The following is a 13,729-nucleotide window of genomic DNA, read 5'->3' on the forward strand; positions in this document are numbered from 1 at the left end:
ACTTCTCTTGAATTCAATAGTATAATAATGATAGCTTTTGCGTAATAAACCTAATGCACCCGAAGACTGATGATGGTCAACCCATTTCCTGATGATAGAAGTGGAAAGTTTCCACTTTGTTGATAGCACGCGGATAGAAATACCACGTAGCTTTTCTTTCACAATTTTTAGCCTAAACTCAGCTGTGTGACTTCTGTTTTTTCTCATAAAAATGCCCCCAAATAGTGTCTAACTTTTTGGGGGCAGTCCAGTTTCCTGGAGCTTTTTTAAATATGTTTTTAATGCTTATGCACCTAATTGTACACGTTTGAAAGCAGATACGGTTAAACCTTTAGAAGTGTTATCTAAAAATTTACGAACATCGATAGAACTGTCTTTAACAAACTCCTGGTTTAATAAAGTACTGTCTTTGTAGAATTTGTTTAATTTACCGGCAGCAATTTTCTCAACCATTTCTTCTGGTTTGCCTTCCTGACGGATGACGTCTTTAGCAATCTCGATTTCACGTTCGATAGTAGCAGGATCAACACCGTCTTTATCAACAGCAATTGGGTTCATTGCAGCAATTTGCATTGCAACATCTTTACCAGCTTCAGTAATATCTGCACCATTAGCACCTTCAAATACCACTAAAACACCCATTTTACCATTAGAGTGGATATAAGAAACGATTTTGTCGCCAGATATATTTGCATATTCCTGAATAACGATTTTCTCTCCGATTTTACCGGTTAATTCAGTTATGGTTTCAGCAACTGTACGTCCATCTTCCAAAGTAATTGCTGATAATTCTTCAGCAGTAGCAGGATTGTTAGCAACTGCTGCAGCTAAAACAGCCTGAGCCAGGTTACGGAAATCTTCAACTTTAGAAACTGGTTCAGTTTCGCAAGCTAAAGCAACTAATTTACCGTTTGTGCCATCTGCTGAAACATTGATTGATACCAAACCTTCAGAAGTAGCATTACCAGAACGGGCGGCAGATACTTTTTGACCTTTTTTGCGCAATAAATCAACAGCAGCTTCGAAATCGCCGTTAGCTTCAACTAAAGCTTTTTTGCAATCCATCATACCAGCGCCAGTTTGTTGACGCAATTTGTTCACATCTGCTGCAGAAATTTGTACTGTAGACATCTTATTTCTTTTTTAAATTTTACAATCTTGTTATAACAATTACAGGTTACAAGTTACAAGCGCCAAGTTAAACTCATGTTAAGCCAACTTAAAACCTGAAACCAGTAACCTGCAATAAAAAATATTACTATTCTTCTGTTTTAGTTTCTTCTGATGCTGACGCTTCAACTTCTGCCTCAGCAGCTTTTTTACGTCTTGGCTCTTTAGCTTCCGGAGCATCAGCCGCAGCTTTAGCAGCTACTGCTTCTTTTTCAGCCTCATCATCTTTTTCGCGTTTACGCTCATCTAAACCTTCTTCAATCGCTTTGATAATTACATCAGTAATTAAAGAGATAGATTTTGTAGCATCATCATTTGCCGGGATCGGGAAATCGATGTTAGAAGGATCAGAGTTTGTATCAACCATCGCAAAAGTTGGGATGTTCAATTTTAACGCTTCAGTTACTGCGATGTGCTCTTTCTTAACATCAATTAAGAATAAAGCTGCAGGTAAACGGTTTAAATCAGCAATACCACCTAATAGTGATTCTAATTTAATACGCTCACGCTGAATCATTAAACGCTCTTTTTTAGATAAGATCGCATAAGTACCGTCTTTAGTCATTTTATCGATGTTAGACATCTTTTTGATTGACTTGCGAACAGTAGCAAAGTTGGTTAACATACCACCTAACCAACGCTCGGTTACGAAAGGCATGTTTACTTTTTTAGCTTGTTCAGCTACAATTCCTTTTGCTTGTTTCTTTGTAGAAACGAATAATACTTTACGTCCTGATTTTACGATTTGTTTAATCGCAGCCGCAGCTTCTTCAGTTTTTGTTAAAGTTTTATTTAAATCTATAATGTGAATTCCATTACGCTCCATGAAAATGTAAGGAGCCATTTTTGGATTCCATTTACGGGTAAGGTGACCAAAGTGTACACCTGCATCCAATAAGTCTTGATAAGTTGTTCTTGCCATTGTGTTTGCCTCCTGTGATTAACGTTTACTGAATTGGAATTTCTTACGGGCTTTAGCACGTCCTGGTTTTTTACGCTCAACCATACGGTTATCACGTGTCATTAAACCTTTAGCACGTAAAGCAGGTTTTTTCTCCGCATCTAGTTCAACAATCGCCTTAGCAATAGCTAAACGAACAGCTTCTGCTTGTCCTTTTACTCCGCCACCTTGTACATTTACAGTGATATCATAACGGCCGGTAAGTTCAGAAACTTCTAAACTTTGGTTTACGATATATTGCAAAGGTAAAGTTGGGAAATATACTTTGTGATCTTTACCGTTAACGGTAATTGCGCCAGCACCATCTTTTAAGTAGATACGTGCAACAGCTGTTTTTCTTCTTCCTGAAGTGTTAGTAACTGACATTTCTTAAAGTTTAATGGTTTTTGGAGATTGAGCTGCATGAGGGTGGTTTTCACCTGCATACACAAAAAGATTGGTGTAAAGTTTTTTACCCAATTTAGTTTTCGGTAACATACCACGTACCGCTTTCTCGATTACACGTTGAGGGTGTTTCGCCATTAACTCCTTAGGAGAAATAAAACGCTGACCACCTGGATAACCAGTATAAGAAACATATTGCTTTTCGCTGAATTTGTTTCCTGTCAATTTAACCTTGTCTGCATTGATAACAATTACATTATCACCGCAGTCTACGTGTGGGGTGTACTCAGGCTTGTTTTTACCACGGATGATCATAGCGATCTTCGATGACAAGCGCCCCAAAATCTCGCCTTGCGCATCAACAACAATCCACTGTTTGTTAACAGTTTTCGCATTGGCCGAGACAGTTTTGTAACTTAACGTATTCACTTGCTTGTATTTAATTTATTAAACAATTTATTATTCCCATTAAATTTGGGACTGCAAAGATAGATAGAAAACTTTTATTATCAAATAGTTGAATGGAAAATTTTTGATATAAAATTGTTGTCATTGCTTAGTGCGCAGCGATGTGGTAACCTGCTTCATGATTTTTTGTAAAGCAGAACCTGCAGTTCTTCGGTTGGTTCAGTCGGGCTTTACGCTAAATCTTTTTTGTTTTTTTTAAGCTTTGACAAATTTTTTGCTAGAGTGCTATTAATTTGTTAAAGCGAAAAACAAAAAAGGATATCGCTGCAATCCCGTTTAGAAAATTTGAGTAAGGTGGTACTATTAATGATCAAAGGCGATTTATAACCTAATTTGCGGAAACAAATCTTGAGGTCGCAATTTGCGACTTCAAGTTCTATATGTATACATTGTTTATTTTGAGAATATCACAAATCATCGGGCATATAGCCAATTCTTTTCCTTGGCCCGATTTTCTTATCGATCAGTTTATCCAGATAAGTGAAAACCAGTTCGATATTTTTATCCTGGTTGCTTACCTTTTGTTTAATCTCCTCAATTTCGAGTTTAAGTTCGCCGCTATCTAGAATAAACTGACGGATACGAGAGAAAATCCGAACAATCTGGATATTCACCTGAATGGCTTGTTTGCTGTTTAATACACTCGAAAGCATTAATATGCCATGTTCGGTAAAAACATTGGGTAAATAGGTTCTTCCACCCCTTCCTTTTTTTGAGGTCACAATTTGTGACCTCAAAGATTCCCATTCCTCGGTGCTTAGCTGGAACATGAAATCATCCGGGAAACGCTCAATGTTTCGACGAATACTTTGATTTAAAACCTTAGTATCGACACCATAAAGTTCGGCCAGGTCGCTATCGAGCATCACCTTTAGTCCTCTTAGCTCGTAAATTTTATTAACTACAGTATTGTCAGGGATGATAGGAAGCGCTTATTTAGCTGTCATATCATTTTGGATTTGAGCTGAATATACAAAAAATAGAATTATTTATAGCAGAATAGAATCTATAATTTTTTTGATTTTTTCTTCGCGTTCGTTATAATTTCCACTGATGTGGATATAGTTAATGCTCCGTTTTTCGAGTTCACTTTTAAACAAGTTGAACATCTCTAGGCGCCTGTCGCCAAAATCGCGGAGGTGATCGGCCACCCATTCTACATCAATATCCAATAAGAAATATAAATCGTACTTAATTTCATTTTCAAGATCGTTAAGAATATCCGGAACCTCTTTTAAATAGTATTTTGAATATATTTTTGTGGTAATTAAATCGGTATCACAAAAAACGATTTTATTGGCAATGCCTGTTTTTTCTTTCACCCTTTGTGTTTGTGCTTTTCCGATTTTGATAATGTCGTCAACAGTAATATCGTTAGTGCTGATTATTTTGCGTGCAACTTCGGGAACAAAAACAGTATGATAATGTAAAGCCATTTTTTCGGCCATGGTCGATTTTCCGGTACTTTCTGGTCCGTAGAAACAAATCTTCTTTACAAAATAAGGGCGCACTACTTCAGGAATAAATTCCCAGTATTGAAAAGGATTATTTCTGATTAAAGTAGCAGAAACCGGAATGAATTTTCTTGGTTCATCAAACAAGATATGTTCTGCCTGTAAATTAAGTGCGAACGGTGGCCCGTAAAATTCAGAACTAAATAAAACATCGATTTTTGGGTAAACCTCCCGCATCCTGATCGCCCAGATATTTGTCCGTTCATTTAAGGGCAAGGTTTCGTCATCAAAATCATCAGGAATAATTGCTGGTTTAATGTTTGGCTGATCTTTAAAAATCTCCTTAAGCCATTCAAAACGCAAAGTGGGGTCAATCTTGTCATCAGGCGTGAAACTCATCGAAACAATCAACTCATCGCAATGTGCAGCAGCGAAATTAATCAAGGCAATATGCCCTTTATGGATTGGCATAAACTTGCCGATAACCAATCCTCTTTTCATACCGTTTTAGCGTAACTTCTGTATTCTTTTATCCAATGCCATAGTGCAAAGGCAGCTATAATAGTAAAAATGAAATATTCTATACCCATAAACTTAATGCCTTTTAAAAAGTACAGGTAAGTGGCCACAACATCGATAATCAGCCAGATAATCCAACACTCAACTCTTTTCTGGATCATTAGAAAAGTGGTGATTACACTCATTACGAAAATAAACGAATCGACAAAAGGATAGGCACTCGGTAAATTGAACAGCAGAGGGAGCCAGTTGTGCAGCTGACTAGCCAAAGTACCCATTAATAATGTACCCAAAATGCCTGCAACCAATAAAATCAAAAACTGCTTTAACGGCATAAAACTGATTTTGAGTTCCTTATTTTTATCTTGTTCCCCGGGTTTCGGATTTGTCCAACGCCACCAGCCCATAATATTGGTTACAAAAAAGAAAACCATTAAAAACATATCAGGGTAAAGCTGGCTTTGATAATATAAAAAGGCCGACAGGAATACGTTAACGATACCCGCTGGCCAGCTCCAGACACTTGCTTTTGCGGAGAGAATAACTGAAATAACCCCGGTAATTACGGCAAAGAATTCCAGATAGCTCATTTTATAGCCAAGAACCGTGAAAAATATACTATGGGCATCAAAAAAATCCATCTTTTTATTTTGGAGATATACAAAATGCTAATGTAAATAATTTATTTGCGGCTATTGATTTTCAGTTGGCAAACAATCCAAAAATATAGCTGTTATAAGAATATCTATTGGCTTATCCCCGTATTTATTAACCAGCAAATTTCGTGTATGCAGTATATCGACCAGATTTTCGGTTATCCAATTCCTTTGTTTTTTAAAAACCTGATTATTGGTTTAGCAGCAGTGTTACTTGGTATTTTAATCAAATTCATTATCCACAAAACTTTTATCCTGCTTTCTCGCTGGTGGGATTTCATTATTATAAAATCAACCATTAAACATTTAAGAAGGCCTGTTGCAGTTTTTATTCCGCTACTGTTATTGAATTTCTCGCTTACAATAATGGTAATGGAGCCAGAATTCAGACTTCCTATTACAAAAGCACTGGAAATTGCTTTAACCATCACTTTTGCCTTAATATTAGTGCGTTTAATTAATGTGTTAGAAGATTATTTCTATCTGAAATACGATCTGAATAAAGAAAATAACCTGAAGGAGCGTAAAATCCGCACGCAATTACAGTTTGTAAGGAAATTTATTGTCTCACTTATTATTTTAATTACAGCTGCTATTATTTTGCTGAGTTTTGAAAGCATGCGAAAAATAGGGGCCGGATTACTTACCGGAGTGGGGATTGGTGGAATTATTATTGGTTTTGCGGCGCAGAAATCGCTGGGGAATTTACTGGCAGGTTTTCAGATTGCTTTTACACAGCCCATCAGAATTGACGATGTTTTAATTGTGGAAGGGGAATGGGGAAAGGTAGAAGAAATAACTTTAACCTACGTGGTGGTGAATATCTGGGATCAACGCAGGCTGATTTTACCGATTACCTATTTTATTGAAAAACCTTTTCAAAACTGGACGCGTGTTTCGGCAGATCTTTTGGGGACTGTTTTTTTATACCTCGATTATACCATTCCGATTGAACCTATGCGACAGGAAATGACAAGGTTATTAACGTTAAATCCTTTATGGGATAAGCGTGTAAATGTAGTGCAGGTTACGGATAGTACAAAAGATGGCGCCATAGAAGTACGTTTTTTAATGAGTGCTTCTAACTCATCAAGGGCTTTCGATTTGAGGTGTTATGTAAGAGAAGCCATGATTTCGTTTATCCAAAACCATTATCCGGAAAGCTTGCCGAAGAAAAGATTGGAGTTTAGGGATATAGATAAATCGTCATTTCGACCGTAGTGGAGAAATCTATTTCGAATGTACTCAAAGATTTCTCCATTCCGTTACCCTTCAGTAATGACGATTTTTTTATTTAAACATCCCTTTTAGCTTTGCCAGTTTTTCCTGTAAGTCGCCATCGGCATCTTTTGGTTCGTTACGTGGCTTGAAGTTTTGCTTATTATTCGGCTTGTAATCTTGTTTTGGTTTCTGCTCTCTGGGCTTCTGACTGCTGACTTCTGACTTCGGACCGACCTCAGTTTTCATCGATAGCGAAATCCTTTTACGGGCCACATCAACTTCCATTACGGTAACTTCTACTTTTTGATGCACTTTTACCACATCATTTGGGTTGGCTACAAAACGGTTTGCCAGTTGGCTGGTATGTACTAAACCATCCTGGTGCACGCCGATATCAACAAATGCACCGAAATTGGTAATGTTGGTTACAATTCCCGGTAATTTCATACCCGTTCTTAAATCAGCAATTTCGTTTACGCCATCGGTAAAGCTAAATGCCTCAAACTGCTCACGCGGGTCGCGGCCGGGTTTTGCCAGTTCTTTTAAAATATCGTTTAAAGTTGGCAGACCGATTTCGTCTGTTACATATTGTTGGGGTTTAATTTGCTTTTGCAATTGCGTATCTTTCATCAGGGCCGAAACAGTGGTGCCGAGGTCTTTTGCCATTTTATCTACTACGGCGTAACGCTCAGGGTGCACACCACTGGTATCTAAAACGTTTTCTGCATTGCGGATGCGTAAGAAACCTGCCGCCTGCTCATAAGCCTTGTCGCCTAAACGAGGTACCTTTTTCAAACTTTCTCTGTTTTTAAAAGCACCGTGGGTATTTCTGTAATCAACAATATTCTGTGCCAGGGTTGGTCCGAGACCTGAAACATAGGCCAAAATTTGTTTTGAAGCTGTATTCAGCTCTACGCCAACGGCATTTACGGCACTGATTACGGTATCATCTAAACTTGCCTGTAATTTATTCTGATCAACATCGTGCTGATATTGACCTACACCGATGGATTTTGGATCGATTTTAACCAACTCAGCCAAAGGATCCATTAAACGGCGACCGATTGAAACGGCTCCTCGAACAGTAATATCCTGCGTTGGAAATTCTTCTCTCGCCACTTCCGAAGCTGAATAGATAGATGCACCACTTTCGTTAACCATTACAATGGTGATATGCGGTAAATTTAGCGCACGGACAAAAGCCTCTGTTTCTCTTCCTGCGGTTCCGTTACCAATGGCAATGGCTTCAATTTCGTATTTTTCACAAAGCTGTTGGATGGTGAATTCGGCATTTTTTACATTGCCTTGTCCGGTATGAGGGTAAATTGCTGTGTTTTCTAATAACTGACCTTGTTTATCCAAACAAACCACTTTACAGCCTGTGCGGAAACCAGGATCGATGGCCAGTACATTTTTTTGCCCCATTGGTGCAGCCAATAATAACTGACGGGCATTTTCGGCAAAAACACGGATCGCTTCTTCATCGGCCTTCTGCTTGGTTAATACACGGAGTTCGGTTTCCATTGCGGGTTCTAGTAAGCGTTTGTAGCCATCTTCCAGAGCTTTTTGTACTTGTTTAGAAGCTGCATTATTGCCTGTAATAAACTGGTTTTCTAAAATGGCAAGTGCATCTTCTGCTGGAGGAAGTGCATCTAACCTTAAAATCAGTTCTTTTTCGCCCCGGCGCATGGCCAAAACCCTGTGTGATGCTGCCGTTTTAACCGGCTCACTCCATTCGAAGTAATCTTTGTATTTAATTCCTTCTTCTTCTTTTCCTTTGATCACTTCTGATTTAAAAGCTGACTTTTCCTGAAAATAAGTGCGCATTTTGGTGCGGGCTTCGGCATTTTCAGAAATCATTTCGGCAATGATATCCCTGGCACCTGCCAAAGCTTCGTCAAGAGAGTTTACTCCTTTTTCAGTATTGATAAATTTATCTGCTTCGGTATCCAGGTCGAAGCTATTTTGTTCAAAAATCTGAAGTGCCAAAGGTTCCAAACCTTTTTCTTTTGCAACCGATGCACGTGTTTTACGTTTCGGCTTATAAGGCAGGTAAATATCTTCAAGAAGCGAAATGGTTTCTGCTTCGTTAATCTGTTTTTCAAGCTCTGGGGTTAATTTACCTAGCTCTGTCATCGATTTTAAAATCGCTTCGCGGCGTTTGTCAAGGTCGCGTAATTGCAAAACCCGATCGCGGATTGCAGCTACCTCAACCTCATCTAAACTGCCGGTTGCCTCTTTACGGTAACGGGAGATAAATGGTACAGTTGCACCTTCATCTAACAAATTTACGGTTGCGGTTACTTGTTTTTCTGCAACTTTTAATTCGGCTGCAATTATTTTATGGTGGCTTAGCATATCCTAAAGGGTAAAATTAAAGGAAGCAAAGCTAATGAGGATTTGCGGGAATTAAGGATTTTTAAAATGAAGTTTTCCACCGAAATTTGTGAGTAAGTTTTTGGACATGCGGGTTTTTATGGAAAAACAAATAATACATCATCTTTAAGAAATGAAGAGCGCTTTTATTATTATAACTTTAATATTTTGCTTTGGTTGCCAAAACGGAAAGCCTGAGAAAGAAGAAAACGTAAACGAAGAGGTTACGGTGATCTTGAATACTTTTGAAAAAGGGATTGTATGGGTTTCAAAAAACGATTTTAAAGATATGTATCCTGAAGCGAAGAATCTTCCACACAAGGAAGTAAAGAGGAGGCGAAAATATTCAGTTACCGATTCTTTATTTTCAGTAAACCAGTTTAAATCTCTTGCTTACGAAAAGCACGGGAAATATGTTAAAAATACAGTTGCTTTCCGGTTTAAGCCATTCAAAAGCATAAATAGCGATGGATTTGAAATTATAAATACAAATATAGGTACTGTGAAGTCAGATCTTAATTATAATGGAAATCTCACTTTCAGCCGGGTTATTTTTAACAAGGCACGAAATAGGGCAAAGTACTATTTCGAACAATCAATTATGATTTCCGAATATCGTGGATGGGGAATGGGTACCTATATTTATGCAAAGAAAATAAATGGCCAATGGGTTTTTGATAGAGAAGACCAGGTTTGGATTGCCTAGTTTTTTTTCTTTACTGCTTTCTCTACATCCCGTTCTGCTTTAAATTTTGTGATTCTCGTAATCAGTTCTAATGGCAAAGGCTTATCCAATGGAAACTGAACTGCGCCCTTGCTCCATTTATAATCAGCAAATTCATTTTTAAATGCCTCGATACCCGAGCTGGTTGGGTAAAAACCAATGTGTTTGGTGTAACCTGCAAAATATACCAGCACAGTATTTTGTTTAAAAGCCGGCATGCCATAACTGATGACTTCTTTTGCTGTTGGTACTGCCTGATGAATGGTTTCGCGAACCTGTTGCAAAAGTTTTTGTGTTTCAGCAGGGAAATTGGCAATATATTGATCAACGTTTTCGGGTTTTGGCTGTTCCATAGCTGATAATTTTGTAAGCTGAATTTACAAAATTTCTCAAAAACTATTCACTGATCTGGATATCGTATTTATGCAACAGTCCTGCAAGTCCGGATTTAGAAAACCTTGCTTTTTTAATCCTATTGTTATCCGGATCTATCGAATAATTGTAAGCTGTTTTGAAATCTGCTTTTTCGAGATTTGTCCGGTCGAAAGTAGCATTTAACAGGTCGCAGTTATCGAACATTGCATTGGCTAAATCGCTCTCCGAAAAATCGACTTCATGTAACTGTGAAGTTTTAAAAATGGTTTTCTTCAGTTTTAATTTATAAAAAGAAGAATGATCCAGCTTGCAGTTGTTAAAGCTGAACGCCAAGCCAAAATCGTTACAATTTTCAAATCTTAATCCCAGCATTTTACAGCCTTGAAAATTGATATCAATAAAGGAGGTTTTGGTTAAGGTAGCCAAACTTAAATTACAGGAAATAAATTCGCAGTCTAAAAATTTAACCCCGCTTAAATCTGAACCGGACAAATCGCAGTTGATAAATTTACAGTTTTCGTATTCAGCCTTTGGGAGTGAGCGTAAGGTAAAATCTGCTTTTTCGAATGTTTGGTCGGCTATGTAATTGTCGGGCATGTAAGGAATTTATTTTACGACGAATATAAAAATTTAGTGTGGTTTTTTGGCTTAAGCAGGAAACTGAATTATGTTTCTTATACAGACAGGGGTTAACTAAACCAGACAGAAATGGAAATACTTTTTGGTTGCAGCAACCTTGAATATGCTGTCATGCTGAGGCACGAAGCATCTGTTTCGTAAGTAGTAGATGCTTCGTGCCTCAGCATAACAAGCTTATCCAAAAAGATTGCAATGAATGGCGGGACTGATGAAACCGAAGGATTACTGAACATAAATTTTCGAATATTTGCCACGGAAACACAGAGGATACGGAAAAGTGGAATAAAAAAATCCCCCGAATTACTCCGGAGGATTTATATGTTTTTGGTCTTCGACTGCGCTCAGACTGACAGACTACACTCAGACTGACAGTTATTTTTTAACGTACATTACTTCTTTTACCGCTTTAACAACACGCTCGGCATTTGGCAAGCTTGCTGCGATTAAAGTTGGTGAATATGGAAGTGGAACATCGGCACAAGTGATACGTAAAACCGGAGCATCTAAATAATCAAATGCATGTTTTTGTACCATAAAAGCAATCTCTCCAGAAAGAGAGGCCAAAGGCCAGGCTTCTTCTACAACAACCAAACGGTTTGTTTTCTTAACTGAAGCAATAATGGTATCATAATCGATAGGACGTACAGTACGTAAATCGATTACCTCAACGTTGATTCCTTCTTTGGTTAATTCTTCTACAGCTGGGTTAACCACGCGTGTTAACATTTTACCAAAAGTTACGATGGTTACATCAGTACCTTGTTTGGTTACATTGGCTTTGCCGAATTCGATATAGTATTCTTCTGCAGGAACATCGCCTTTATCGCCATACATTACTTCAGATTCCATGAAAATAACCGGATCCGGATCGATGATAGCTTGTTTTAATAATCCTTTTGCATCGTAAGGCGTTGAAGGAACAACAACCTTTAAACCTGGCGTGTTTGCAAACCAGTTTTCGAAGTTTTGAGAGTGTTGTGCACCTAACTGGCCTGCGTTACCTGTTGGACCGCGGAAAACCATAGGGCATGAGAACTGACCACCACTCATTGATAAAATTTTAGCAGCACCGTTGATAATCTGATCAATAGCAACTAATGAGAAGTTAAAGGTCATAAATTCCACAATTGGAATAAGGCCTGCTGTTGCGGCACCAGTTGCAATACCTGCGAAACCTAATTCGGCAATCGGGGTATCGATAATACGTTTCGCACCAAACTCGTCAAGCATACCCTGACTTACCTTGTACGCTCCGTTATATTCTGCTACTTCTTCACCTAATAAAAAAACGCGGTCATCTTTACGCATTTCTTCGCTCATGGCTTCGCGTAGTGCTTCTCTAAATTGGATTTCTCTCATTGTAAATTTTAATAACGGTGGCAAATATAATTATTAATCGCTTTGAAACCAAAGGCTAAAATGCCTATGTTTTGTAATAATTATAGGTGTTTTGTTTAATTATTTGGCGTTTTTTAAGGAGTGATTTCTGGTAATGTGTTTAACGAAGAAATATTATTGGGTAATTGGGTTTTTGCTAAGCTTTTTGTACTAAAGCTGGGTGTTTTTTCGAAATATAACTGCCTTTTGCACTGCCGTTATTTCGAGCGGAGTGCAACGAAGTCGAGAACCTAAGTGCTCAGCGAAGCTAAATCTATTATAGATCTCTCCCTGCCCGATGCAGGCAGGCGTTCCACTTCGTTTCAGTCGAGATGACGACTATATCTCTTTAGATTTAATGATTTGGATTCAATAATCCATAAATCTCACTATCCAAAAACTGGCCTCTAAAATAATAATCCTGTTTAAAATGTGCTTCCTTTTTAAAGCCATGTTTGATCAGCATTTGCCTTGATGCATCGTTTCCTACATTGATGTTTGCGCTTATGGTGTGCAGGTTAACCTCATTAAAAGCAAAATCAATTGATTTTTTTAGTGCTTCGGAAATAATTCCCTGTCGCCAATAATCAGGGTGAAGCATATAACCAATTTCTGCACGGTGGTTGGCAAAGTCAGTGCGCCAGTAACCTACAGAGCCAATCATTTGTTTGGGGTTTTCTTTTAAGGCAATTACCCAGGCCAGATTATCGCCATTTTCGTAACCGTTCCTGAAACGGGAGATGAAATCTTTAATCTCGAAAATATCTTTTGGCCTTTCCCTGTCGATGTATTTCATCACCATTTCGTTGGTGCGCATGGCGAAAAGGGCATCAGCATCGGCAAGATCGTGTTCACGGAGAATTAAACGTTCTGTTTCGAGTACGGGGAAGTTTGTGAAATTTAAGGTTAGCATTTTTAAATATCTTCTTTTTCCAATGTAAAACCATATTTATCTACAAATTCTTTTACCTCAAAATCAAATGATTTTTTGGCATGATGAATCTCCTGATTTTTGATGTAATTGGTAACAGCTTGCAAGCCGGATTGGCTAACTGATACAGCAAAATAATCATCTTGCCACATAAAGGGAATTTTTGTTAGCATATTCTTATTGATCCAAAATGATGATTCTCCTTTTATGAGCTGGGCTATTTTAGAAATTGTCTGTTCTCTTCCTAGAGATATAAGACAATGCATGTGTTCTGTGTACCCATTAATAGCTTGTAGAAAAATAGATTTTTCTCTACAATTTTCCATAATGTGCTTTTGAACTTTATAGCGGATGTTTTTTGTTAAATAGGGATGTCGGTTTTTAGTTGAGACACCAGGTGAACCCAAATTCTTACATACGACATATTCAATAGATTGATTAACCTAATATAAGAAATTTTTACTAAAGCCATTA

At 37.9% G+C, this 13,729-nt stretch carries 16 protein-coding genes; 2 read left to right on the forward strand and 14 right to left on the reverse strand.

Annotated features, from left to right (window positions below):
- The 8 genes from ABD769_RS24545 to pnuC form a co-directional block, all read right to left on the reverse strand.
- Positions 1-207 (reverse strand): helix-turn-helix domain-containing protein (locus ABD769_RS24545; protein WP_344854010.1); only part of this gene is annotated, 207 nt, incomplete at its 3' end.
- A gap of 78 nt (positions 208-285) precedes the next feature.
- Positions 286-1,131 carry a translation elongation factor Ts gene (gene tsf, locus ABD769_RS24550; RefSeq protein ID WP_344854011.1) on the reverse strand — a complete coding sequence of 282 codons (846 nt, stop codon included), beginning with the start codon at positions 1,129-1,131 and terminating at the stop codon, positions 286-288.
- 127 nt (positions 1,132-1,258) lie between these two features.
- The gene (gene rpsB / locus ABD769_RS24555) at positions 1,259-2,092 is read right to left on the reverse strand and encodes a 30S ribosomal protein S2 (protein WP_025145384.1); all 834 of its coding nucleotides are present in this window, start codon (positions 2,090-2,092) and stop codon (positions 1,259-1,261) included.
- Positions 2,093-2,110: 18 nt separating this feature from the next.
- Entirely contained in the window at positions 2,111-2,497 is a 387-nt protein-coding gene (gene rpsI, locus ABD769_RS24560; protein ID WP_025145383.1) for a 30S ribosomal protein S9, read from the reverse strand.
- A 3-nt stretch (positions 2,498-2,500) separates the two neighbouring features.
- On the reverse strand, positions 2,501-2,944 hold the full coding sequence (gene rplM, locus ABD769_RS24565; RefSeq protein WP_047799009.1) for a 50S ribosomal protein L13: 444 nt from the start codon (positions 2,942-2,944) through the stop codon (positions 2,501-2,503).
- Positions 2,945-3,390: 446 nt separating this feature from the next.
- On the reverse strand, positions 3,391-3,906 hold the full coding sequence (locus ABD769_RS24570; RefSeq protein ID WP_344854040.1) for an ORF6N domain-containing protein: 516 nt from the start codon (positions 3,904-3,906) through the stop codon (positions 3,391-3,393).
- A gap of 66 nt (positions 3,907-3,972) precedes the next feature.
- Positions 3,973-4,938: an AAA family ATPase gene (locus ABD769_RS24575; protein ID WP_344854012.1), complete on the reverse strand. Its 966-nt coding sequence runs from the start codon at positions 4,936-4,938 to the stop codon at positions 3,973-3,975.
- Positions 4,935-5,597: a nicotinamide riboside transporter PnuC gene (gene pnuC, locus ABD769_RS24580; RefSeq protein ID WP_344854013.1), complete on the reverse strand. Its 663-nt coding sequence runs from the start codon at positions 5,595-5,597 to the stop codon at positions 4,935-4,937. Before pnuC ends, ABD769_RS24575 begins: the two co-directional genes overlap by 4 nt.
- Before the next feature lie 147 nt (positions 5,598-5,744).
- Between pnuC and ABD769_RS24585 the strand changes: the two genes are divergently transcribed.
- Positions 5,745-6,833, forward strand: coding sequence for a mechanosensitive ion channel family protein (locus ABD769_RS24585; protein ID WP_344854014.1), 1,089 nt, complete (start codon positions 5,745-5,747; stop codon positions 6,831-6,833).
- A 69-nt stretch (positions 6,834-6,902) separates the two neighbouring features.
- Here ABD769_RS24585 and ABD769_RS24590 read toward each other — a convergent pair whose 3' ends face one another.
- A complete protein-coding gene (locus tag ABD769_RS24590; protein WP_344854015.1) occupies positions 6,903-9,191 on the reverse strand; it encodes a Tex family protein in 2,289 nt (762 codons plus the stop codon).
- 253 nt (positions 9,192-9,444) lie between these two features.
- Between ABD769_RS24590 and ABD769_RS24595 the strand changes: the two genes are divergently transcribed.
- Positions 9,445-9,915: a hypothetical protein gene (locus tag ABD769_RS24595; protein ID WP_344854016.1), complete on the forward strand. Its 471-nt coding sequence runs from the start codon at positions 9,445-9,447 to the stop codon at positions 9,913-9,915.
- On the opposite strand, the gene ABD769_RS24600 is transcribed toward ABD769_RS24595, so the two are convergent.
- The 5 genes from ABD769_RS24600 to tnpA form a co-directional block, all read right to left on the reverse strand.
- A complete protein-coding gene (locus tag ABD769_RS24600; RefSeq protein ID WP_344854017.1) occupies positions 9,912-10,286 on the reverse strand; it encodes an iron chaperone in 375 nt (124 codons plus the stop codon). The two genes, ABD769_RS24595 and ABD769_RS24600, sit on opposite strands and share 4 nt — an antisense overlap.
- A 43-nt stretch (positions 10,287-10,329) precedes the next feature.
- The gene (locus tag ABD769_RS24605) at positions 10,330-10,905 is read right to left on the reverse strand and encodes a pentapeptide repeat-containing protein (RefSeq protein ID WP_344854018.1); all 576 of its coding nucleotides are present in this window, start codon (positions 10,903-10,905) and stop codon (positions 10,330-10,332) included.
- A 414-nt stretch (positions 10,906-11,319) separates the two neighbouring features.
- Complete coding sequence (locus ABD769_RS24610; RefSeq protein WP_344854019.1) at positions 11,320-12,306, reverse strand: pyruvate dehydrogenase complex E1 component subunit beta; 987 nt, start codon at positions 12,304-12,306, stop codon at positions 11,320-11,322.
- A gap of 373 nt (positions 12,307-12,679) precedes the next feature.
- Entirely contained in the window at positions 12,680-13,237 is a 558-nt protein-coding gene (locus ABD769_RS24615) for a GNAT family N-acetyltransferase (RefSeq protein WP_344854020.1), read from the reverse strand.
- A 2-nt stretch (positions 13,238-13,239) separates the two neighbouring features.
- Positions 13,240-13,662 carry an IS200/IS605 family transposase gene (gene tnpA, locus ABD769_RS24620; protein ID WP_344854021.1) on the reverse strand — a complete coding sequence of 141 codons (423 nt, stop codon included), beginning with the start codon at positions 13,660-13,662 and terminating at the stop codon, positions 13,240-13,242.
- Positions 13,663-13,729: the final 67 nt, after the last annotated feature.

Origin of the sequence: Pedobacter jeongneungensis (genome assembly GCF_039538295.1) — a bacterium.
GTDB classification, from domain to species: Bacteria; Bacteroidota; Bacteroidia; order Sphingobacteriales; family Sphingobacteriaceae; genus Pedobacter; species Pedobacter jeongneungensis.